General features: G+C 59.5%; 25 protein-coding genes. 1 reads left to right on the top strand and 24 read right to left on the bottom strand.

The window, feature by feature from the left end:
* Nucleotide 1: 1 nt before the first annotated feature.
* The 24 genes from HCZ23_RS12650 to HCZ23_RS12535 all read right to left on the bottom strand — a co-directional run bounded on the left by HCZ23_RS12650 (nucleotide 2) and on the right by HCZ23_RS12535 (nucleotide 21,085).
* Nucleotides 2-1,534 carry an NADH-quinone oxidoreductase subunit M gene (locus tag HCZ23_RS12650; protein ID WP_167602091.1) on the bottom strand — a complete coding sequence of 511 codons (1,533 nt, stop codon included), beginning with the start codon at nucleotides 1,532-1,534 and terminating at the stop codon, nucleotides 2-4.
* On the bottom strand, nucleotides 1,534-3,651 hold the full coding sequence (gene nuoL / locus HCZ23_RS12645) for an NADH-quinone oxidoreductase subunit L (protein WP_167602090.1): 2,118 nt from the start codon (nucleotides 3,649-3,651) through the stop codon (nucleotides 1,534-1,536). The genes HCZ23_RS12650 and nuoL overlap by 1 nt, the downstream gene beginning before the upstream one ends.
* A gap of 6 nt (nucleotides 3,652-3,657) precedes the next feature.
* Nucleotides 3,658-3,963, bottom strand: a complete 306-nt coding sequence (gene nuoK, locus HCZ23_RS12640) for an NADH-quinone oxidoreductase subunit NuoK (protein WP_090056114.1) — start codon at nucleotides 3,961-3,963, stop codon at nucleotides 3,658-3,660.
* A gap of 89 nt (nucleotides 3,964-4,052) precedes the next feature.
* Nucleotides 4,053-4,667, bottom strand: coding sequence for an NADH-quinone oxidoreductase subunit J (locus HCZ23_RS12635; protein WP_167602089.1), 615 nt, complete (start codon nucleotides 4,665-4,667; stop codon nucleotides 4,053-4,055).
* Nucleotides 4,664-5,071 (bottom strand): carboxymuconolactone decarboxylase family protein, encoded by a 408-nt coding sequence (locus tag HCZ23_RS12630; RefSeq protein WP_167602088.1) that lies wholly within the window; start codon nucleotides 5,069-5,071, stop codon nucleotides 4,664-4,666. Before HCZ23_RS12630 ends, HCZ23_RS12635 begins: the two co-directional genes overlap by 4 nt.
* Nucleotides 5,068-5,562 (bottom strand): NADH-quinone oxidoreductase subunit NuoI, encoded by a 495-nt coding sequence (gene nuoI / locus HCZ23_RS12625; RefSeq protein ID WP_167602246.1) that lies wholly within the window; start codon nucleotides 5,560-5,562, stop codon nucleotides 5,068-5,070. Before nuoI ends, HCZ23_RS12630 begins: the two co-directional genes overlap by 4 nt.
* Nucleotides 5,563-6,600: an NADH-quinone oxidoreductase subunit NuoH gene (gene nuoH / locus HCZ23_RS12620; protein ID WP_167602087.1), complete on the bottom strand. Its 1,038-nt coding sequence runs from the start codon at nucleotides 6,598-6,600 to the stop codon at nucleotides 5,563-5,565.
* An 11-nt stretch (nucleotides 6,601-6,611) separates the two neighbouring features.
* Nucleotides 6,612-7,031 (bottom strand): hypothetical protein, encoded by a 420-nt coding sequence (locus tag HCZ23_RS12615; protein ID WP_175580907.1) that lies wholly within the window; start codon nucleotides 7,029-7,031, stop codon nucleotides 6,612-6,614.
* On the bottom strand, nucleotides 7,031-9,049 hold the full coding sequence (gene nuoG / locus HCZ23_RS12610; RefSeq protein ID WP_167602086.1) for an NADH-quinone oxidoreductase subunit NuoG: 2,019 nt from the start codon (nucleotides 9,047-9,049) through the stop codon (nucleotides 7,031-7,033). Before nuoG ends, HCZ23_RS12615 begins: the two co-directional genes overlap by 1 nt.
* A 6-nt stretch (nucleotides 9,050-9,055) precedes the next feature.
* A complete protein-coding gene (locus tag HCZ23_RS12605; RefSeq protein WP_167602085.1) occupies nucleotides 9,056-9,451 on the bottom strand; it encodes a DUF5333 family protein in 396 nt (131 codons plus the stop codon).
* A complete protein-coding gene (locus HCZ23_RS12600; protein WP_167602084.1) occupies nucleotides 9,448-9,870 on the bottom strand; it encodes a DUF5333 domain-containing protein in 423 nt (140 codons plus the stop codon). The genes HCZ23_RS12605 and HCZ23_RS12600 overlap by 4 nt, the downstream gene beginning before the upstream one ends.
* Nucleotides 9,871-9,874: 4 nt before the next feature.
* Nucleotides 9,875-10,360, bottom strand: coding sequence for a DUF3291 domain-containing protein (locus tag HCZ23_RS12595; protein WP_167602083.1), 486 nt, complete (start codon nucleotides 10,358-10,360; stop codon nucleotides 9,875-9,877).
* 191 nt (nucleotides 10,361-10,551) lie between these two features.
* On the bottom strand, nucleotides 10,552-11,850 hold the full coding sequence (gene nuoF, locus HCZ23_RS12590) for an NADH-quinone oxidoreductase subunit NuoF (RefSeq protein WP_167602082.1): 1,299 nt from the start codon (nucleotides 11,848-11,850) through the stop codon (nucleotides 10,552-10,554).
* A 13-nt stretch (nucleotides 11,851-11,863) separates the two neighbouring features.
* The gene (locus tag HCZ23_RS12585; RefSeq protein ID WP_167602081.1) at nucleotides 11,864-12,085 is read right to left on the bottom strand and encodes a DUF5337 domain-containing protein; all 222 of its coding nucleotides are present in this window, start codon (nucleotides 12,083-12,085) and stop codon (nucleotides 11,864-11,866) included.
* 11 nt (nucleotides 12,086-12,096) lie between these two features.
* The gene (locus HCZ23_RS12580; protein ID WP_167602080.1) at nucleotides 12,097-12,813 is read right to left on the bottom strand and encodes a helix-hairpin-helix domain-containing protein; all 717 of its coding nucleotides are present in this window, start codon (nucleotides 12,811-12,813) and stop codon (nucleotides 12,097-12,099) included.
* 71 nt (nucleotides 12,814-12,884) lie between these two features.
* A complete protein-coding gene (locus HCZ23_RS12575) occupies nucleotides 12,885-14,087 on the bottom strand; it encodes an NADH-quinone oxidoreductase subunit E (RefSeq protein ID WP_167602079.1) in 1,203 nt (400 codons plus the stop codon).
* A 464-nt stretch (nucleotides 14,088-14,551) separates the two neighbouring features.
* On the bottom strand, nucleotides 14,552-15,796 hold the full coding sequence (locus tag HCZ23_RS12570; protein ID WP_167602078.1) for an NADH-quinone oxidoreductase subunit D: 1,245 nt from the start codon (nucleotides 15,794-15,796) through the stop codon (nucleotides 14,552-14,554).
* Nucleotides 15,797-16,693 (bottom strand): sulfotransferase, encoded by an 897-nt coding sequence (locus HCZ23_RS12565; RefSeq protein WP_167602077.1) that lies wholly within the window; start codon nucleotides 16,691-16,693, stop codon nucleotides 15,797-15,799.
* 1 nt (nucleotide 16,694) lies between these two features.
* On the bottom strand, nucleotides 16,695-17,294 hold the full coding sequence (locus HCZ23_RS12560; RefSeq protein WP_167602076.1) for an NADH-quinone oxidoreductase subunit C: 600 nt from the start codon (nucleotides 17,292-17,294) through the stop codon (nucleotides 16,695-16,697).
* Between the two features lie 12 nt (nucleotides 17,295-17,306).
* A complete protein-coding gene (locus HCZ23_RS12555) occupies nucleotides 17,307-17,840 on the bottom strand; it encodes an NADH-quinone oxidoreductase subunit B family protein (protein WP_167602075.1) in 534 nt (177 codons plus the stop codon).
* On the bottom strand, nucleotides 17,831-18,196 hold the full coding sequence (locus HCZ23_RS12550) for an NADH-quinone oxidoreductase subunit A (RefSeq protein ID WP_167602074.1): 366 nt from the start codon (nucleotides 18,194-18,196) through the stop codon (nucleotides 17,831-17,833). Before HCZ23_RS12550 ends, HCZ23_RS12555 begins: the two co-directional genes overlap by 10 nt.
* A 287-nt stretch (nucleotides 18,197-18,483) precedes the next feature.
* Complete coding sequence (locus HCZ23_RS12545; RefSeq protein WP_167602073.1) at nucleotides 18,484-19,194, bottom strand: DUF1629 domain-containing protein; 711 nt, start codon at nucleotides 19,192-19,194, stop codon at nucleotides 18,484-18,486.
* Between the two features lie 38 nt (nucleotides 19,195-19,232).
* Entirely contained in the window at nucleotides 19,233-20,423 is a 1,191-nt protein-coding gene (locus tag HCZ23_RS12540; protein ID WP_167602072.1) for a DegT/DnrJ/EryC1/StrS aminotransferase family protein, read from the bottom strand.
* Nucleotides 20,420-21,085, bottom strand: coding sequence for an HAD-IA family hydrolase (locus tag HCZ23_RS12535; RefSeq protein WP_167602071.1), 666 nt, complete (start codon nucleotides 21,083-21,085; stop codon nucleotides 20,420-20,422). Before HCZ23_RS12535 ends, HCZ23_RS12540 begins: the two co-directional genes overlap by 4 nt.
* A gap of 164 nt (nucleotides 21,086-21,249) precedes the next feature.
* Here HCZ23_RS12535 and glmU point away from each other — a divergent pair, with 164 nt between their 5' ends.
* Nucleotides 21,250-22,602, top strand: a complete 1,353-nt coding sequence (gene glmU, locus HCZ23_RS12530) for a bifunctional UDP-N-acetylglucosamine diphosphorylase/glucosamine-1-phosphate N-acetyltransferase GlmU (protein WP_167602070.1) — start codon at nucleotides 21,250-21,252, stop codon at nucleotides 22,600-22,602.
* Nucleotide 22,603 lies beyond the last annotated feature (1 nt).

Genomic DNA, 22,603 nt, shown 5'->3' with positions numbered 1-22,603 from the left:
TTTAGTGGGTGGCGACGTCTGCCATCATCGGCAGAGCAGCGTGATAGTTGTCGAGAAGCGCGGTCACAGACGGTCCGATCAGATCGAGCACCAGCGCCGGGTAGACCCCCAAGAGGAGCGTCATCGCCACGAGCGGTGCAAAGATCCATTTCTCGCGCGGGGTCATGTCCTTGATCGTCTTGAGGCTTTCCTTGATCAGATCGCCCAGAACGACGCGGCGGTAGAGCCACAGCGCGTAACAGGCGGAGAAGATCACACCGGAGGCGGCGACCAGAGCGATCCAGGTGTTGGCCTGGAACATACCGAGGATCGTCAGGAATTCTCCGATGAAGCCGGAGGTGCCCGGAAGGCCGATGTTCGCCATGGTGAAGAACATGAAGACGAGCGCGTAGGCCGGCATCTTGTTCACGAGGCCGCCGAAGGCGTCGATCTCACGGGTGTGCATCCGGTCGTAGATCACGCCCACACAAAGGAAGAGCGCGCCGGAGACGAACCCGTGGGAGATCATCTGGAAGATCGCGCCATCGAGACCCTGTTGATTGAAGGTAAAGATACCCGCCGTGACGTAGCCCATGTGGGCGACCGAGGAGTAGGCGATCAGCTTTTTCATATCGCTCTGCACCAGGGCGACGAGCGACGCGTAGACAATGGCGATGACCGACAGCACCATGATGAAATCGGCGAGGTTGGCGGAGGCCACCGGGAACATCGGAAGCGAGAAGCGCAGGAAGCCGTAGCCGCCCATTTTCAGCAAAATCGCAGCCAGAACCACAGAACCGGCGGTCGGCGCCTGAACGTGGGCGTCGGGCAACCAAGTGTGCACCGGCCACATCGGCATCTTCACCGCGAAAGAGGCGAAGAAGGCGAGGAAGGCCAAGGTCTGGAACCCGCCGATGATGTTGAAGCCCAGCACCTGAATGGTCTCGGACGAGAAGTCATGTGCCATGAGCTGCACGATGTCGGTGGTGCCCGCGTCGATATACATGGCGACCATGGCGACGAGCATCAGGACGGAGCCCAGGAAGGTGTAGAGGAAGAACTTGAACGCGGCGTAGATGCGGTTCTTGCCGCCCCAGATGCCGATGATCAGGAACATCGGAATGAGGCCTGCCTCGAAGAAGAGGTAGAAGAGCATCAGATCGAGCGCACAGAACACGCCGAGCATGAGCGTTTCCAACAGGAGGAAAGCGATCATGTATTCCTTGACGCGGGTTTTCACATCCCATGCGGACCAGATCACCAGCGGCATGAGCGCGGTGGTGAGCATCACGAAGAGCACCGAAATGCCATCGACGCCCATCTTGTACTTGAGCCCCATGATCCAGTCGGCCTCTTCGACCATCTGGAACCCGGTGTTGTCGGCATCAAAGCCAAAGAGGATGAAGAGCGAGATCACAAAGGTGACCACGGTCGCCAAGAGCGCCACACGTTTTGCGTTGAGTTGAGCCACCGCATCCTCGCCGCGCAGGATCAGCGCGAGCACGAGGGCGGCCATTGTCGGAAGGAAGGTGACGATAGAAAGCACGTTATCCATCAGTGTGCCCCCCCGCCGATCGACATCCAGGTTACCAAGATCACAATCCCCAGAACCATGCTAAAAGCGTAAGTGAAGATGAAGCCCGACTGCGCCCGGCCAGCAAGGCGGGTGAAGAAGGGCACGATGCCAAGCGCAAGACCGTTGATCCCGCCATCAATGGTGCCTTCGTCGCCGCGTTTCCAGAGGAAGCGGCCAAGGGCCAGAACGGGACGCACGAAGATCGCGTTATAGAGCTCGTCGAAATACCATTTGTTCAGCAGAAACTGATAGGCGACGGGCTGGCTTTTCGCCAGTTTCGCGGGCGTTTCCGGTTTCCAGATGTAGAACCAAAGGGCGATCAGGAAGCCAAGCACCATGGCGATGAAGGGCGACACCTTGACCCATGTCGGCGCGTGGTGGGCGTCGTCCAGAACGGTGTTGTCAGCGGCGAGGAAGATCGCGCCTTGCGGAGCCATGCCGTGCGTAGCCTCTTCGCCGTGGGTGTCAGTGGCGGTCTCAGCGACGGTATCAGCCGCCACCGCATGGGTGTCCGCAGCAGCTTCGCCCGAACCCTCACCATGACCCTCAGCCATCTCGACCTCCGCGTGATGCGGCAGGGCGAAAAACTCAGTAAATTTATCATGATCGCCGAAGAAGCTGTTGTACCAGATCATGCCGCCAAAGATCGCACCCAAGGACAGCGTCCCGATCGGCACCAGCATGACAAGCGGGCTTTCGTGCGCATGATCATGCGCATGATGATCGCCGCGCGCCTTGCCGAAGAAGGTCATGAAAATCAGGCGCCACGAATAGAAGGACGTGAACAGCGCCGCGATGACCAGCATCCAGAAGGCATAGCCGACACCGGAGGCATAGGCACTCTCGACGATTGCGTCTTTCGACAGGAAGCCCGCAAACCCGAAATGCGTGAGCGGGATGCCAACGCCGGTGATCGCCAGCGTGCCGATGATCATCATCCAGAAGGTGAAGGGGATCTTTTTACGCAAGTTCCCGTAGTTGCGCATGTCCTGTTCGTGGTGCATCGCGGTGATGACCGAGCCCGCGCCCAAAAAGAGCATGGCTTTGAAGAAGGCGTGCGTCAAAAGGTGGAACATCGCCGGGCCGTAAGCGCCCGCGCCTGCGGCCACGAACATGTAGCCGAGCTGCGAACAGGTCGAATAGGCGATCACGCGTTTGATATCGTTTTGCACCAGACCGACGGTGGCGGCGAAAAACGCCGTGGTCGCACCAATGTAGATGACAAACATCTGGGTCTGCGGCGCATATTCAAAGATCGGCGACATGCGGCAGACGAGGAAGACGCCCGCAGTCACCATGGTCGCGGCGTGGATGAGCGCCGACACAGGCGTCGGGCCTTCCATCGCGTCCGGCAACCAGGTGTGCAGGAAAAGCTGCGCCGATTTGCCCATCGCACCGACGAACAAAAGGAAAGCCAGAAGGTTGGCGGCGTTCCATTCGGTCCAGAGGAAATGCAGCGAGGTATCCGCCAGCATCGGGCCTGCGGCAAACACATCGTCAAAGCGCACGCTGTCGGTCAAAAGGAACAGACCGGCCATGCCGAGGATAAAGCCGAAGTCACCGACACGGTTGACGATGAAGGCCTTCATCGAAGCGGCACCGGCGGAAGGTTTCTTGATGTAGAACCCGATCAGCAGATAGGAGGCCAGACCCACGCCTTCCCAGCCAAAGAACATCTGGATCAGGTTGTCGGAGGTCACCAGCATCAACATGGTGAAGGTGAAGAGAGAGAGATAGGCAAAGAAGCGCGCGCGGTAGGGCTCGTCGTCGCCGAAGTTCTCGTCATGCGCCATGTAGCCCAGAGAGTAGAGGTGCACGAGCGCAGAAACCGTGTTCACCACGATCAGCATGATCGTCGTCAAACGGTCCACACGGATGCCCCAATCGACGGACAGAGACCCGCTTTCGATCCAGCGCAGGATCGTCACATGCTCGGTCGTGCCATCAAAAGTGAGGAACACGATCCACGACAGAATGGCGGCCAGAAACAAAAGACCCGTGGTCAAATATTGCGCGGGCTTCTCGCCGATCACACGCCAGCCAAAGCCGCCGACGAGGGCACCGACCAGCGGCGCGAAGAGGATGATCGTTTCCATTTGCCCTTACCCTTTCATCACGTTGACGTCTTCGACGTCGATCGTGCCGCGGTTGCGGAAGAAGCTCACGAGGATGGCCAACCCGATGGCGGCCTCGGCGGCGGCCACGGTCAGCACAAGCATCGTGAAAATCTGTCCCGTAAGATCCCCCAGGAAGGAGGAGAAGGCGACAAGGTTGATATTGACCGACAGCAGGATCATCTCGATCGACATCAGGATGATGATGATGTTCTTCCGGTTCAAAAAGAGCCCGAAGATGCCGATGACAAACAGCGCCGCGGCCACTGTCAGGTAATGTTCAAGTCCGACCATGTCGTCCCTCAGTTCTTTCTCTCTCGCCGCTTTTGCGGCCTTTGTCCTCGGGGCGCGGGAAGACCTCGCCCCGGTCATTCACGTCAGGCTTAAAGCCCCTGCCCCGGTTTGATGTCTTTCATTTCGAAAGACTCTTCGGGCTTGCGATACATCTGTTTCAGCACGTTCTGGCGCTTGACGTCAGAGCGGTGGCGCAGCGTCAGGACGATGGCCCCGATCATGGCGACCAAAAGGATCAGACCCGCCAGTTGGAAGAGCATCAGGTAATCGTCATACATGAGCTGGCCCAGAGCGGCGGTGTTGTGCACCTCGGCGGCATCCGGCGTCACGGAGCGGCGCAGCGCCTCGGCGCCCTCAGCCGAGTGCCAGTCGCCAAAGGCAAAGCCCATCTGAAGCAACAGCACCACACCGATCAAAAGCGCAAAGGGCAGGTATTTCGCCATGCCCGCCTTGAGCTCCGCGAAATCGACGTCGAGCATCATGACGACGAAGAGGAACAGCACCATCACCGCGCCGACGTAGACGATGACCAAAAGCATCGCGACGAATTCCGCGCCCAACAGGACGAACAGCCCGGAGGCGGTCAGGAAGGTGACGATCAGCCAGAGCACGGAGTGCACCGGGTTGCGCGACACAACCGTGAACACCCCGGCCACCAGCATCACGATGGCGAAAAGGTAAAATGCGTAATCTGCGACAGTCATTCACTGCCCTCCTGCTTTTCGTTGAAGACGGCCTGAGCCAGCTCAAGTGCCTTCGTCATGGCGGGCACACCGCCCATCATCGACATCTGATAAATCACTTCCGCGATCTCTTTCTCGGTGGCACCTGCCTCAAGAGCATGGCGCACGGTGAGTTTGAACGGGGCTTCGGCCTGCGCGCCAAGCACGGTCAGCCCGGCGACCACCACGAGAAGACGTGTTTTCGCATCGAGCCCGTCCTTGTTGAAGGTCGTCCCCCAGACCATCTCCATCCAATCCTTGGACATGGTCGGCCAAAGCTTGTCGAACGCCGGCACCTGAAAGGTCTCCATCGCCGGATTCCAAGCAGAGGCCATTTTGTGGCTCTGCTCCATCATCTGTTCGAAAAGCTTGGTGAAATCACTCATCGGTACGGTGCATCCAATTCGAGGTTGCGGGCGATCTCCGCCTCCCACATTTCGCCATTCGCAAGGAGTTTCTCCTTGTCGTAGAACAGCTCTTCGCGGGTTTCGGTGGAGAATTCGAAATTCGGGCCTTCGACGATGGCGTCCACCGGACAGGCTTCCTGACAGAAGCCACAGTAGATGCATTTCGTCATGTCGATGTCGTAGCGCGTGGTGCGGCGCGAGCCGTCGATCCGCGGTTCGGCATCAATGGTGATGGCCTGCGCCGGGCAGATCGCTTCGCAAAGCTTACAGGCAATGCAGCGTTCCTCGCCGTTCGGGTAACGACGCAGCGCGTGCTCGCCCCGGAAACGCGGGGACAGAGGCCCTTTTTCATGCGGGTAGTTGATCGTCGCCTTGGGCGCGAAGAAATACCGCAGACCGATTTTAAAGCCGGCCCAGATGTCCATCATCAGGAAATACTTGGCGGCGCGGGTGTAATCGAGAGCCATCAGTTAGCCTCCAACGGTCCAGCGCGCATAGGTTCCCCAGAACGCACCGTATTGAGCAAAGAACGCGACCAAAACGACCCAGCCCAGCGACAGCGGCAGGAAGACTTTCCAACCGATGCGCATCAACTGGTCGTAGCGGTAACGCGGCACGATGGCTTTCACCATCGAGAAGACGAAGAACGCGATCAGCATCTTGAGGATCAGCCACAGGATGCCGTCGGGCAGGAATTCGACCGGGGAGTTCCAGCCGCCGAAGAACAGGATCGACACCAGCGCGCACATCAAAACGACGGCCATCAGCTCGCCCATCATGAAGAGAAGGAACGGCGTCGAGGAATATTCCACTTGGTAACCGGCCACGAGTTCCGATTCTGCCTCGGGCAAATCGAACGGCGGGCGGTTGGTTTCCGCCAAGGCAGACACAAAGAACAGGAAGACCATCGGGAAATGCGGCAGCCAGTACCAGCTAAAGATGCCCTTGCCGTCTTGCGCTGCGACGATGTCGCCAAAGTTCATGGAGCCCGAGGACAGAACCACGCCGATGATGATGAGGCCGATCGAAACCTCGTAGGAAATCATCTGGGCTGCGGAACGGAGCGAACCGAGGAAAGGATATTTCGAGTTCGACGCCCAACCGCCCATGATCACGCCGTAGACCTCAAGGGACGAGACAGCGAAGATATAGAGGATCGCGATGTTGATGTCGGAGATCACCCAGCCATCGTTCCATGGGATCACCGCCCAGGCGATAGCAGCCGTGATAAAGGTGATCATCGGCGCGAGGTAAAAGACGAATTTATCCGCCCCTGCCGGCACAACCACCTCTTTCACAAGGTATTTGATAAAGTCCGCGAAGGACTGCAAGAGGCCGAAAATGCCAACGATGTTGGGGCCTTTGCGCATCTGGACAGCCGCCCAGATTTTCCGGTCGCCATACATCAGGAAGGCGAGCGCCACGAAGAGTGGCACGAGGACCAACAAAATCTGCCCAAGGGTGAGCAGGAAGATCCCCAGATTAGTTGTCGTGAAAAATTCGACCATTTTTCAGCCTTTCACACCGTCGGTATTCCGTTGTCCCGACAGTTTGCGACGACGACTTCTGCGTCGAGCTTGCGCAAACCTTCGGGGAGCGCTGGCGAGATGGTGTAAACAGCATCCGCGCGCCAAATTCCAGCCTCTTGTGCGACATTTGTCCGCACATGTCGCGCAAACCCGAAACCCCGGATCAGCGCATATTGGGCGGCCGCACAATCGGCATAGGCCACCACGTTCGTTTTCGCCCCATCTCCCTTGGCGGAGACGAGAAAATTCACCAGATCGCCGTCCAAAAGACGGGTCTCGACCCCGAGATACTCGGAGGCCGCCGCGCGCGACACATCCGCCTCGGACGCGGCGCAGCAGGTCTTGTCACAGCCGGACAAACCCACCGCCACCAGCCCGAGAGCGGCCATATGTGCCCCGCTCAGCGCCATCACTCGGCGGCCACCGGCGTCTCGGCGCGGGCTTTCGCCATGGCGGAGAGCTCGGCCATCAAAACGGAGGCGCGCGCGATCGGGTTCGTCAGGTAGAAATCCTTGACCGCGTTTCGGAAAGAGGCCTTGCCCAGCGATTTCTCCGGCAATGCGACCACGTCGTTCTCGGGCACCCCGTCGATCTGCGCCAGATGCGGCACGTCATTGATCAAAGCGTTGCGCAGTTGCGCGAGCGAGTCGTAGGGCAGCGTCGCGTCCAGTTCAGCAGAGAGGGCACGCAGGATCGCCCAGTTCTCTTTCGCCTCGCCCGGCGGGAAAGCCGCACGGAGTGCCAGTTGCGGACGCCCTTCGAGGTTCACGAAAAGACCGTTTTCTTCGGTATAGGCAGCGCCGGGCAGGATCACATCGGCGCGGTGCGCGCCCAGATCGCCGTGCGACCCCTGGTAGATCACGAAAGGACCGTCGGCAATTTCGACCTCATCGGCGCCGAGGTTGTAGATCACCTCTGCCCCATTCGTCGCGGCGTCAAGCCCACCTTCGGTCACGGCATTCACATCCATCGCCCCCACGCGGGATGCGGCGGTGTGGAGCACCATGAGTTTCGAGCCAGTGGCCTCGCACAGTTTCTGAGCTGTCGCCAGAACCGCTTCGCCATCGGCTTCGTTGATCGCACCGGCGCCGACAATCACCAGCGACGGCTGATCCAGCACATCGCCATAGTTGTGGCCCAGAAGGCTTTCGAGCGCCGCGCGGTCGGTGCCGACATGCGCGTAATCGTAGGTCAGATCAACGGCTTGGCCGACGAGACCGACTTTGGCGCCCTTGGCCCAAGCCTTGCGGATACGGGCGTTCAGCACCGGCGCTTCCTCGCGCGGGTTGGAGCCGATCAACTGAATGTATTTCGCGTCGTCAATGTCGGCGATGGTCGCGGTGCCCGCGTAAACGCCGCGGTTGCCGGCGGGCAGTTTCGCGCCATCCACACGGCACTCGACATGGCCGCCCAGACCTTCGACCAGACCTTTCAAAGCATAGATCGCCTCGACGGGGGCGAGATCGCCGACAAGACCGGCAACTTTCTTGCCCTTCATCGCAGTCGCGGCCGCAGAGAGCGCCTCGGCCCAAGTGGCCTTGGTCAGCTTGCCGTTCTTGCGGATGTAGGGCGTGTCGATGCGCTGGCGTTTCAGACCGTCCCAGATGAAGCGGGTCTTGTCGGAAATCCACTCTTCGTTCACCTCGTCATGGTTGCGCGGAAGGATGCGCATCACTTCGCGGCCTTTGGTGTCGACGCGAATATTGGACCCGAGCGCGTCCATCACGTCGATGGTTTCGGTCTTGGTCAGCTCCCACGGACGGGCGGTGAAGGCATAGGGTTTCGAGGTCAGCGCACCGACCGGGCAAAGATCGATGATGTTGCCCTGAAGGTTGGAGGCCAGCGTTTCGTTGAGATAGCTGGTGATTTCGCTGTCTTCGCCACGGCCCGTCTGGCCCATCTGGGTGATGCCCGCGACCTCGGTCGTGAAGCGCACGCAGCGGGTGCAGGAAATACAGCGCGTCATCGCGGTGCCGACGAGCGGCCCGAGGTTCAACTCCTCAGAGGCCCGCTTCGGTTCGCGGTAGCGCGAAAAATCGACGCCGTAAGCCATGGCCTGGTCTTGCAGGTCGCATTCGCCGCCCTGGTCACAGATCGGGCAATCGAGCGGGTGGTTGATCAGGAGAAACTCCATCACCCCCTCGCGCGCCTTTTTCACCATCGGCGAATTGGTTTTCACCACCGGTGGCTGGCCTTCCGGCCCCGGGCGCATGTCTTTCACCTGCATCGCGCAAGACGCCGCCGGTTTCGGCGGGCCGCCCACGACCTCGACCAGACACATGCGGCAGTTGCCCGCGATGGACAGCCGTTCGTGATAGCAGAACCGCGGCACTTCGATCCCGGCCACTTCACAGGCCTGGAGGATCGTCATGGCCGGATCGACTTCGATCTCGGTCCCGTCAATGATGATTTTGCGCTTATCTGCCATTCTGCATCACCTGTTCTTCATGAGCTTGCCAAGCGGCGTCCGCTTCGCAATCTGCGCTTTGCCGAAGGCGCACATCGCCTCCGTATCCCGTTTTTCAATGCCGTTGGCGGCAAAGAAGCTTTCCGATTTCGCAGCAAGCGTGGCGAGAAACGCCGGGTCTTGCAGCGATTGAATGTCTTCTGGCCCATAGCCCTTGGTCGTGATCACGCCCATCATCTCTTGCGCCTGTTTGTTCACGCGTGCCGGGCGCGGCGCCAGTTTGGGGCAAATCGTCGTCAGTTCCGTGACAATCATATTGTCGACGAGCACGGCGCTGATTTCTTCGTCTGTCGTAATGTCCTGCGCGAGTACCGGCGTGGCCATCAGCGCGAGCAGCGCCGCATATGTCGTGGTGCGGATCATTTCGTGCTCCTCAGGAAAGAGCCGATGATCGACCCGCGTGCAATCTCCGCCTCGCCAAAGGCACAGAGACCTTCGGGGGTTTTCGGATCGAACCCGGCTTGCCGCACATAGGCCTCGCCGAGACGGCGAATGCGGGCTTCTTCATCGTCGCTTTCGACATAGGCGCGGATTTCGTCATCCGTGTAGCCCATCGAGGACGCCTTGTTTTTCAGGCCCCAGAGGAAGGAAACACCTTTGAGCTTGCGCACCTCGATGGTCGGGCATTCGTCCGACACTTCGACGGCAAGGCCAGCCCAGAGCATGTTCCGGTCGATCTCTTGCACCTCGCGCAGTGGCGGCAGCTCCGCCGCAGCGGCAGCACCGGCGGTCAAGGCAAGAGCGAGGGCAATTGGGGGGGCGATATGTTTGGTCAATGTCATGGGACTACTCCGCAGCAACGGGCCGACAGCTTTTCTCGCGGAAAAGCTTGGCCTCTTTGATGTACGACCAGCCAAAGGCCTGATCGCTGTCCCCATGTTTTTCTTTATAGGCAAGACGTTCGAGCGCCTCGTCCAAGGTGGGCTTGTGCCCGGGTTCCACGTACCACATCACGAAATGCTGGTCGGCCATCAGCTCGAACCACTCCGCGCGACGGTCGTAGAATTTCTTGTGCACCGTGTTGAAAACGAAATGCTCAAGGCTTTCAACGTCTTCCCACACGGTGAGATTGGCGACGAATTTCGGATCGTCACCGATGTTGTTTTCGGTATTGCCTGTTCCCGGCTCGCCCGAGCCCTCGGCCATCCACACGAACCCCGGCATGCGTTTGCCCAGGCCGTTGATCTTGTCGAGCGCGCCCATGAACTCGGCCACGCGCGCATCCCCGGGTTCGGCCACAAGCCGCCCGATGTTGAGTTCAGCAAGGAACATCTAAAAATCCCTCCCTGAAAATAGCCCCATGGCCACAAGAAACAGAACCACGATTCCAAGAAAGAGCATCCAACGCTTTGGATCGGACGAGAATGACAGTGTCGCATAGCCACAGACCCGGCATTTCGCGAATGCGAAATACGGAACGTGACCGCAACAAGGACATTTTAATCCGACCAAACGCCACATTCTCACTCCGCCGCAAACGCCGCAGAGAGGCGACCGGTTTTCTTGATTTTGATGCGCTCTTCGATGTCATCGCGGAAGTGACGGATCAGACCCTGGATCGGCCAAGCCGCCGCATCCCCCAGCGCACAGATGGTATGGCCTTCGACCTGTTTCGTCACATCGAGCAACATGTCGATCTCTTCGATTTCCGCGTCACCCGTCACCAGACGGTCCATCACGCGCATCATCCAGCCGGTGCCTTCGCGGCACGGCGTACATTGACCGCAGCTTTCGTGTTTGAAAAACGCCGACAGACGCCAGACCGCTTTGACGACATCGACGGAATTGTCCATCACGATCATACAGCCGGTGCCAAAGGAAGACTTGTTCTCCCGCATCCAGTCGAAGTCGAAAATCGCGTCTTCCAGCGCTTCTTTCGGCAGAACAGGACAGGACGCCCCGCCCGGAATGATGGCTTTCAGATTGTCCCAGCCGCCACGAATGCCGCCGCCGTGTTTCTCGATGATCTCGCGCACGGACATCGACATTTCTTCCTCGAACACGCAGGGCGTGTTGACGTGGCCGGTCAGCGCCATGAGTTTGGTGCCCGCGTTGTTCGGGCGGCCAAAGGAGGCGAACCATTCCGCACCGCGCCGCAGGATCGTCGGCACGACGGCGATGGATTCGACGTTGTTCACCGTGGTCGGGCAACCGTAAAGACCTGCGCCCGCCGGGAAGGGCGGTTTCATCCGGGGCATGCCCTTTTTGCCTTCGAGAGACTCGATGAGGGCGGTTTCCTCGCCACAGATATAGGCCCCTGCCCCATGGTGCAGGTAGATGTCGAAATCATAGCCGGATTTGCAGGCGTTGCGGCCAATGAGACCGGCGTCATATGCCTCGTCGATCGCGGCCTGAAGCGCCTCTTTCTCGCGGATATATTCGCCGCGAATGTAGATATAGGCGGCCACCGCGTTCATCGCGAAGCCGGCAATCAGCGCGCCTTCGACCAGCGTGTGCGGGTCGTGGCGCATGATTTCGCGGTCCTTACAGGTCGCGGGCTCGGATTCGTCGGCGTTGATCACGAGGTACGCCGGGCGACCATCGCTTTCTTTCGGCATGAAGGACCATTTGAGACCCGTCGGGAAGCCCGCGCCACCACGACCACGCAGGCCCGAAGCCTTCATCTGGTCGATGATCCAGTCGCGTCCATTGGCGAGAATGCCCGCCGTGCCATCCCAATGCCCGCGCTTTTTGGCGCCCGCAAGGCTACGGTCATTCATGCCGTAGAGGTTGGTAAAGATCCGATCCTGATCCTTGAGCATCGCTCTTGTCCCTTCAGTCTTTCCGGCGCGTGTCACGCCAAATCTGATACATCACCACAAACGACCAGACGAACCCGGCCAAAGCGGCAAGATCGAGGAGAAACGCGTAGCGCGACGGCAATCCGAGTTTCCCACCCAACCATTGAGCCCCCAACCAGACCAACATCGTCACGGCGATCACGACGGCGACCATGCGCGCCTTTTTCGCCAAATGCTGGTCCTTGTCAGGCACCATTTCCTTACTCCTCAGTAAACATCGCCATCCTTGACGCGTTTCGAGAATTCCGTGTCCCCGCCCGCGGCGAGGATTTTGGCCTGTTCGGCCCATTTCGTCAGCTGCGCCGCCGAGGTGCCTTTGAGGGCCGCGCCCAGGGCTTCGATCTCATCTGCGCTCAGCGCCGCCACCTGTGCAAAGGTGGTGATCCCCCGCGCGTGCAGCTGCACTTCGATTTTCGGCCCGACGCCTTTGATCGACTTCAGATCGTCGGGCACTGCCGCGACCGCGGCGTCCGGGACAGACGCGAAAGCAACCGGGGCGGCCTCCGTTTTTTCTTCGACCTCTTCGACCGGTTCCGCAACCGGCTCGACCGGTGCGTCATCGACCGGATGGGCCTCCGGCGTCGCCGCCGCAGCTTTCGAGCGCACCTCGCGGGTGTCCGCTGCGTGCGGCTCAATCGCAATCTCATCCGCCGCCGACACCGGCTCATCGCCAATGCCCGAAGTTGCCATCAGGCCAGAGGCGCTGACATCGGCTTCGGGGTGGCCAACATTTGCCTCCGTCGCCTCTTCGTACCAACCGATCCACAGCAGGATCGCGACCAAAAGCGCCACGAGAACACCAACGATCACCGAGGCCGCCGTCGAATAGCCCGCGATCCACATCAGTGCCAAAAAGGCGATCACACCGCAAATCGCGGCGATCAATCCGATCTTGGGCGTTTTGCCCTGCTGTGCGTCCGTCATGTGGTACTCCTGAAATATCCCTGTTGATCACTCATTCGGGCCGATTTCTTTGGCCTCTCGAGCTTTTCGTCTCAGTATTTCGCACGTTTCGAAAATTCGGTCTCTCCGCCTTCGGCGAGGATTTTGGCCTGGTCAATCCAGCCATCGCGTTGGATCCGGCCTTTGAACTTCAGCCGCGCATCGACCCAGGCGATCTCTTCCGCCGTCCATTTCGCCACCTGATCGAAATGCCAAAAGCCCAGCTCGTTGAGCGTCTGCTCAAGCTTCGGACCCACGCCTTTGAGCTTTTTCAGATCATCGGCACCCGCTTTGCGCGGCGCTTTCATGGTGCGCGGTTTCTTCTCCGCGACCTCACCTTCGACGGGTTCGGCTTTGGAGACCGGCTGGGCCTTGGATTTGGCATCAGCTTGCTGTTTGGTCACGCCGGTGTCCGACGCGGGCGTGTTCGCCGCAGGTTTGGCTTCGAGCTTGTCCGAGGCTTTCTTTTCTGCCGCCTGTTGCACGGCGGATTTCGGCGTCGGCGCCGGTTTCGGCACGGATTTGCCCGCGCCACCATGCCCCGCGCCTTTGGAAATCCAAGGCGTCAAAAGCGGCACTTCGGTGCCGTCGATGCGCTTGAGCGTGTCACCGACGTCCATGGCGATCTGCACGGAGCCATTATACTGCGCGCCCGTGCCTTTGTAGTCGGCCAGCACATTCGGCCCACCGGCGGGCTCCGACGAATAGCGCCCCTGTTGCGAGCCCGGCACCGGCACAGTGCCTGCGGCCATATCGTCCAGAAGCTTGGAGAAATTCTCAGCCGTGAGGTCTTCGTAATAGTCCTTGCCGATCTGAGCCATCGGCGCGTTGGCGCAAGCACCAAGGCACTCGACCTCTTCCCAGGAAAACTTGCCATCCGCCGACAGCGTGTGCTGCGTCGGCGCGATTTTCTCTTTGCAGACCGAAATGATGTCGCCCGAGCCGCAAATCATGCAGGTCGTTGTGCCGCAAACCTGAATATGCGCAACAGACCCAACAGGTTGCAGTTGGAACATGAAGTAGAAGGTCGCGACCTCAAGCACGCGAATATCGGCCATGCCCAGCATGTCGGCGATATATTCGATGGCCGGTTTGGTGAGCCAGCCCTCTTGCTCTTGCGCGCGCCACAACAGCGGGATAACCGCCGATTGCTGACGCCCTTCGGGATATTTCGCGATCTGCCCCTCAGCCCAGGCGAGGTTCGCGGGCGTGAATTCGAAAGAGGCGGGTTGTTCGTGATAGAGACGGCGTAGCATAGAACGTCCTTACCTTATTCCAAAAGTTCCACCGGGGCGTGGCCCAGCGCAATCTGTTTCATTAGCAAAAGCAATCGAAATCCCTGTGGCTCCTTGGCTGAAGCCAGTATGCACGAGCTTCATGCCACCTTTCGGAGATGCATTCACACGTGACATATTCATGGGCCGTTCACAGGTCTTGTAGGCTTCTATGTTCGCCTCTTCCAGCGCCACTACAAGCTCACGCGTTCCCTCGGGAGCAACATTGTTCTCGTACCGTAGCGCAACCGCCTTCCGACAGAGGTCCTCTGGTAACTTGCACAATTGCCAAGGCTCACGCTCAGGTATTGTCCCGGCGGCAGGCTGAGGAACCGCTCGGTTCAGAGTATATGTTTCACGGGGCACAGAGGTATCCTCTACACAGCCCGCCAACATGCACAGCATGATACCCGCAGCAACACCTGACCGAGAGATCGTGATGGTCGTCAACGGTCGACCTCCCCGAAAACGATGTCCATGGTGGCGATGAGGGCGGAGACGTCGGCCAGCTGGTGACCTTTCGCCATGTGATCCATCGCCTGCAAGTGAAGGTAGCCCGGCGCGCGCAGTTTCGCGCGGTAGGGTTTGTTCGAGCCGTCCGAATTGAGGTAGACGCCAAACTCGCCCTTCGGCGCTTCGACTGCGGCGTAGACCTCACCCTCGGGCAGTTTGAACCCTTCGGTGTAGAGTTTGAAGTGGTGGATAAGCGCCTCCATCGAGGTCTTCATATCCTTGCGCTTCGGCGGTGTGAGTTTGCCACGGGCCAGAACATCGCCCTGATTTTCCGGTTCACGCAGCTTGGCCACACATTGTTTGATGATCTTCGTCGCCTCGGTCATCTCCTGCATCCGCACCATGTAGCGGTCGTAGCAGTCGCCATTGGTGCCGACGGGGATCTGGAAATCGAACTCGTCGTAGCACTCATAAGGCTGGCTGCGACGCAGGTCCCAGGCCATGCCGGAGCCCCGCACCATCACGCCGGAGAAGCCCCAGTCGAGCGCTTCCTGTTCGGTGATCAGACCGATGTCGACAGTCCGCTGTTTGAAGATGCGGTTGTCGGAAATCAGGTAGTGAATGTCGTCGAGAACCTTCGGGAAAGCGTCGGCCCAGGCCTCGATATCGTCTATCAGCTCCGGCGGCAGGTCCTGATGGACGCCACCCGGGCGGAAATAGGCGGAGTGCAGACGGGCACCGCAAGCGCGCTCGTAGAAGATCATGAGCTTTTCACGCTCTTCAAAGCCCCAAAGCGGCGGCGTCAAAGCGCCCACGTCCATCGCGCCGGTGGTGACGTTCAGGAGGTGGTTCAGCACACGGCCGATCTCGGAATAGAGCACGCGGATCAAAGACGCGCGGCGCGGCACTTCGACACCGGCCAGACGTTCGATCGCCAGACACCAGGCATGTTCCTGGTTCATCGGCGCCACGTAATCGAGGCGGTCGAGATACGGCAGGTTTTGCAGATAGGTGCGGTTTTCCATCAGCTTTTCGGTGCCGCGGTGCAACAGCCCGATATGCGGGTCGGCCCGTTCCACGATCTCGCCGTCCAGCTCCAGAACCATCCGCAACACACCGTGGGCCGCAGGGTGCTGGGGCCCGAAGTTGATGTTGAAATTCCGGATCTTCTGTTCACCGTCCGTCGCGTCATGCGACCCATCGTCATAGGTGTTTTGCCGGATGTCGCCGTCCATCATTCAGATCCTCGCCATATTCGCTTGCCACCGCGCGGGCAGCTCGCCAAAGGTCTTTTCCACATAGGCATACTGCGGGGCCAGAAAGCGCGCCGCCTCATGCCGTTGCTTGTCACTCAGTTGCAGTTTCACGCCCTTATGGGAGTGCGGTTCTTTTTCCACGGGCTTGGCCGCGATCCCCAGAAAGGCGCAGAGGCTCTGAAGCCCTTCGCCCGTCAAAAGATCCTCGGTGAAGCCCACCAAAAGCTTGTCTTCGGGCACCGCGCGTTTGAGCTTTTCCACGATGCCTTCGTAGTCGCCACGCGGCGCAATGTGTTTTTCCAGATCGCGATTGACCACACGATTCATGATCCGCTTGGCCTTGACCGCGACCTCTTCGCCGGGGCGGCGCTGGCGCGAGGCCTGCATCCGCACATGCGACCAGAGCCGGTCCACCGGATCGCGCATCATGAACACGAACCGCACGTCCGGCGCCATATGTGCCATGTCGCGCAGCCGGTCCTCGGAGAGCAACCCGTAGCCCGGCGTTATGTCGCCCGCGAGCTTCTTGTCGCCAATCCCGTCCAGCAGGTAGAAGAGATAGTCCGAGACCCCCTCTTCGCCCAGCTCCAGAATGCGCACCATTTCATCGACATCCATGATCTGGCGTTCGAGATTGGTGACTTTCCAAAGATTGGCGTTGCTCCGCGCAATGTCCTGGCGCCGGACCAAATCCGCGCGCAGCCGCGAGAAAACGTCGAATTGAAACGCGTAGTCGTTGTTCTCGACCGTGTCGAAATAATGCAATTCCTTGATCGAGCGCAGGTGGCAATCCGGGTGATCGTGCAAATAGCGATAAAGCGAGCTGGTGCCCGCTTTGGTCGCGCCAACGCAGATCATGATGGCCGGATCGCCGCTCACATCAGGCTCCCTTCTCGTCGCCGGGAAGGATGTATTTCGCGCCTTCCCACGGGGAAAGGTTATCGAACTGGCGGTATTCCTGCACCAGGCTCACCGGCTCGTAGACGACGCGCTTCAGCTCTTCGTCATAGCGCACTTCGGTGTAGCCCGTCGCCGGGAAATCCTTGCGCAGCGGGTAGCCACGGAAACCGTAATCCGTCAGCAGGCGCCGCAGGTCCGGGTGACCGGAGAAAATGATCCCGAACATGTCGAAAGTCTCACGTTCGAACCAGCCCGCGGAGGGGTGGACGGCGATGATCGACGGGATGGTTTCCTCTTCGCGCACCGACGCAATGACGCGGATACGCTGGTTCTGGTACATCGACAGGAAGTGATAGACCACATCGAACCGCTGATCGCGGCTCGGATGATCGACCGCCGTGATGTCCACCAGAGAGGAGAATTTACAGGTGCTGTCGGTCTTCAGAAACTCGACGAAATCGACGATGCCTGCGGAGGTGACCGTGACGGTCAGCTCACCGTAAGCCACCTCGGTTTTCAACACATCGTTCGGACGCTTGATCTCGATATGCGCAGCAAGTTCTTGGAGGGCTTCGCTCATCTCATGCTCTCCTTAGCGGGCGATCGTGCCGGTGCGGCGGATTTTGCGTTGCAGCTGCAGAATGCCGTACATCAGCGCCTCTGCGGTCGGCGGGCAGCCGGGGACATAGACGTCCACAGGCACGATGCGGTCACAGCCGCGCACCACCGAATAGCTGTAGTGATAATAGCCACCACCGTTGGCGCAGGACCCCATGGAGATCACGTAACGCGGCTCCGGCATCTGGTCGTAAACCTTGCGCAGCGCCGGCGCCATTTTATTGGTCAGCGTGCCCGCGACGATCATCAGGTCGGACTGGCGCGGAGAGGCGCGCGGGGCCGTACCGTACCGCTCAAGGTCGTAACGCGGCATCGACGTATGCATCATCTCGACAGCGCAGCAGGCGAGACCAAAGGTCATCCAGTGCAGCGACCCGGTGCGCGCCCAGTTGATGATGTCTTCCGTGGAGGTCAGCAAAAAGCCCTTGTCCTGCAGTTCCTTGTTGAGAACCTGCGTGGAATGCTCCTTGTCCACACCTGCGGTGTTGGCTCCGGTCGTCACGCCCATTCCAGCGCCCCTTTCTTCCATTCATAGGCAAAGCCCACGGTCAGCACAGCGAGGAACACCATCATCGACCAGAAGCCCACGATCCCGATGTCCTTGAACGCGACGGCCCAGGGAAACAGGAAAGCGATTTCGAGATCGAAAATGATGAACAGGATCGACACGAGGTAGAACCGCACGTCGAATTTCATCCGCGCGTCGTCGAATGCGTTGAATCCGCACTCATAGGCCGACACTTTCTCAGGGTCGGGATTGCGAACGGCGAGGATGAGAGCTGCGAAGATGAACACAAGACCCAGCACGATGGCGAGGCCGAGGAAAATGACGATAGGGAGATATTCCCGAAGCAAGACTTCCACGAGCGGCTCCTTGATAGGCGCGCTTCTTCGCGGGACGGATGTCAGGCGATCGCAGGCGCGCTGCTTTGCTAGCTTGTCGTGGTTTAGCCCCCTGCGACACTATGGTCAACCAACGCCAGCGTGAGAAAGCCCCATGTTTCAAGGGGGGTGGCAAGTTTTTTTGATCCGTCCATCCGATTTTGCGGCGCTGCGGCGGAAATTTCAACAGTCGCACGATTCGAGAGGTTTTTCCTTAGTTTTTTAGTCGGAAAGCTGCCAGTTGTGCAGAGTTCGGGGCCCCCCAGCCCTCACACATCTTTCACCGGATAAAGCTTGGGCATCCGCAGACCGGCGGCATCAATCGCCTCTTTCAGCTTGTCGGACATCATAAATTCCGGCCAGCTACGCAGGGTCCTTTCCCGCCATAAATGGTGATCTCCAATCGCAGCTTTGGAAAACGCCAAACCGGCATAATCTGCCTTTTTCATCGCAAGCTTGATCTCGTTAAAGTGGAAGTGCTCGTTTTTGACAGTTCGCGTCACAAGCCCCTCAGCACAGGCCTCGGGCCGAAAACTGTCGAGGAATGTGCCAATCACCATGACATAATATTCTTTGGGATAGGTCTTGCCCCGCGGCATGGTGATGGTCACCGGCCAGAACTGATGCACGCCCGGCTCAATCTCTTCGATGATCGCCTTAAGCGCTTCATCCACCGCCCAATGACCAATGCGGATCATTGAGGCCAGGTTCTTGTAGCTCTTCTGCGCCTCGACAACAGTCGGCGCTTCATGCTCCAAAAGCGGGGTCAACACGCGTCCAAACGGGCTGGTCCCGATCTCTTTTGAAAACTTCAAAGCGACAAAATGCTCATATGTTGAGATCGCTTGAAAGCGCTCTTTTTTGTCCTCGTCAGAAATCTCATTACGCCAATAGTCCGCCAAAACCTCGTCATAGGCCTTCATTTCCACTTCCGGCCAATAATCGCCACCAAATCCGGGTTCAATCAACGCCCATGTCATGTCAAAAAATCCTTTTAAAATTAAGGGTAGGCGCGGCGTTACAGGTTCTGCACCTCATCGCGAATGATCCGCGCCAGCATCGCGCAATCCTCAAGACTGAAAGTCAGCGGCAGGCGCATATCCATGATCGCGCGCAGCACCCGGTCGCTGTCCGGCAGGCTCTGCGGCTCGGCGTAGCGCCAGCTCTCGTAACGCGAGGTAAAGGCCGTCGGCTCCGGCGCGCCGAACCATTTCAGCTCGGCCCCGCGTTTGAGACAGGCGGCGACCAGCGCTTCGATCTTGGCGTCGGCCCAATCCATCAGCAGGAATTGAAACGACGAGCCGACGTAATGTTCCTGTTGCGGTCGGTCGATCAACGTCAGACCCGGCGTGTCCCGCAGCCCCTCCTCGACCACACGATAGCGCGCGTTCCAGTTTTCGACCTGCGCCTCCAGGCTCCGCAGCTGCACCCGCAGGATCGCGGCCCTGAGATGGTCCATCCGACCCGAGACATTCGGCGTGGTATATTTGACCTTTTCGAACACATCCGGGCTAGGACCGGCCAGGTGCTTGCCATATAACATGTACGATCCCGACAACATGATGGCCCGCGCGGCGATCTCGTCATCATCGGTGATCAGGAACCCGCCTTCGCCCGAATTGATATGTTTATAGGTCTGCGTCGAATAGCAACCGACCACGCCATGCCGGCCCGACGGCACCCCGTCCCAATGCGCGCCCATGGTATGCGCGCAATCCTCAATGACCGCCACGCCCGCGCCGTTACAGATGTACATCAGCGCATCCATATCGACGATATGACCGCGCATGTGGGACAGCATCAAAACCTTGGCGCCCGTCTCAGCGATCTTCACCTGAAGATCATCGAGATCAATCACCAGCCCCTCGGTCACGCCGACAAACACGGGCTTGGCGCCCACGCTCGCAATCGCGCCGGGCACAGGCGCGAGCGTGAAGGCGTTGGTCAAAACCGGCGCACCGGGCTGGACCTCCAGCGCACGCAAGGCGCACCCCAGAGCATAACCGCCCGAGGCCACGGCAAGACAATATTTCGCCCCCGTGTAAGCCGCAAACTCCTCTTCAAGCAGGGCAACCTCCCCCGCCTCCCCCGGCGCGGTGTTGTAGCGGTGCAGCCGTCCCGAACGCATCACCGCAACAGCGGCCGCGATGGCCTCTTCCGGGATCGGTTCCTGTTGGGTGAAATTGCCTCTAAAAACCTCGTCGCTCATCCGATCAACTCCCGCGTCAAACGACCCAAGTCATTGTAATGCGTTAGCAACGCCTCCGGCTCCAACCGTTTCACCCCATCGCCATCGGGTCCGAAGGTCACCAAGGCACAGGGCACCCCCGCCGCCTTGGCGGTCGAACGATCCGTTTCGGTATCGCCCACGAGGAAGGACTGCGTCAGCACGCCGCCAGCCTCTTCGACGGCGGCCAGATAGGGCTTCGGATCGGGTTTCGAGACACCGACCGTCTTCGCCCCGATCATAGATCCGAACAGGTCGCGCACGCCCAACCGCGTGAGCAACCGATCCGCCAAATCTTCGGGCTTGTTGGTGCAAACGCCCACCGCATAGCCCCCGCTGCGCAGCGCCTCGATGGCCTCCACCGCGCCCTCGTAAAGCCGCGTGTGGGTGTCGATGTCCTCGGCATAAGCCTCCAGCAACACCGGATATTGCGTCATCACATCATCCTCGGAAAACCCCGGTTTCACCCGAGAAAACCCGAGCGTCAGCATCGCCCGCCCGCCGCGAAAGGCCGTATGGGCGTCCGCTTGCGCGTCCAACACATCGCCGTATCCCAGGCCCCGGAAACAGGCATTGGCCGCGGCGATCAAATCGGCGGAAGTGTCCGCGAGCGTCCCGTCGAGATCGAAAATAACGGTTTTCATAGTGTTTTGGCCTCCTGCGGCCCCAATCGCGCCGGTTCTGGGCGGCTCCCCGCCCACAACTGTAATCTCGCGTCAGAAACTGTGATGCCACAACCCTTGCGGCTTGGTGCATCATGGGTAAAACGGCAAACAGATAAAGAAAAGAGCAGATCGGGACGAACACCATGGCAACAGCCCTCATTCTCTTGGCCGCCGGGCAAGGCACACGGATGAACTCCGACCTGCCCAAGGTCCTCCACCCGATCGGCAACGCGCCGATGTTCGCGCATGCGCTCGCCTCGGGCGCGGCTTTGAACCCGGAACGCACGGTCTTGGTCGTGGGTCATGGCGGCGATCAGGTGGCCACGGAGGCCGCAAAGATCGACGAAGACATCGTAATTGCCCGCCAGGAAGACCAACTCGGCACAGCGCACGCAGTGTTGCAGGCGAAAGCGGCGCTTGAGGGCTTCGAGGGCGACGCCATCGTGCTCTTCGGCGATACGCCCTTCATTTCCGAGGACACGATCCTGCGCATGGCAGAGGCGCGCAAGTCCGCCGATGTGGTCGTGCTGGGATTTGAGGCCAAAGATCCGGCGCGTTACGGGCGGCTGGTGATGGAGGGCGACACGCTCACCCGCATTGTCGAGTTCAAGGACGCGACCGAGGCCGAGCGCGCGATTACGTTTTGTAACTCGGGCCTCGTGGCCGCCGACGCCACCGTGCTCTTCGAGTTGCTCGAACAGGTCGGAAACGACAATGCAGCGGGGGAATATTACCTGCCGGATATCGTTGAAATTGCTTGGAAGACCGGCAAAACGGCGACCGCTGTCGCCTGTGACGAATCCGAAACGCTGGGCGTCAACACCCGTGCGGAACTGGCCCGTGCCGAAGGCATTTTCCAGACCATGAAACGAGCAGACGCGCTTGAAAATGGCGTCACTTTGATGGCGCCTGAGACGGTGTTCTTCTCACTCGACACCTATATCGGACGCGACACGGTGGTGGAGCCCAACGTCATCTTTGGTCCCGGTGTGACCGTGGAGTCCCTGACACGCATCCGCGCGTTCAGCCACTTCGAGGGCTGCCATGTCTCGATGGGCTCGACCGTCGGTCCCTTCGCCCGCCTGCGCCCCGGTGCGGAGCTGGCGAACAACGCGCATATCGGCAATTTCGTCGAAGTGAAAAACGCCCAGATCGGCGAAGGCACCAAGGTGAACCACCTGAGTTACATTGGCGATGCCGACATTGGCGACGGCACCAATGTGGGCGCGGGCACGATCACCTGTAACTATGACGGCGTGTTCAAACATCGCACCATCGTTGGCCGCAATGCGTTCATCGGGTCGAACACCATGCTGGTCGCGCCCGTGACGGTGGGTGACGAAGCCATGACCGCGAGCGGCTCTGTGATCACCTCCGACATCGAGCCGGGGGCTTTGGCGATCGCGCGGGCGAAACAGGTGAACAAACCGATGCTCGCGGTGCGAATGTTCGAAAAGTTAAAGTCTTTGAAGGCCAAAAAGCAAAAAGGGCAGTAAA

The sequence above is a fragment of the Celeribacter sp. HF31 genome (assembly GCF_011806455.1).
Classification (GTDB): Bacteria; Pseudomonadota; Alphaproteobacteria; order Rhodobacterales; family Rhodobacteraceae; genus Celeribacter.
Note: the sequence above shows the minus strand (reverse complement) of the source record. Positions and strands in the feature narration are given on the sequence as shown.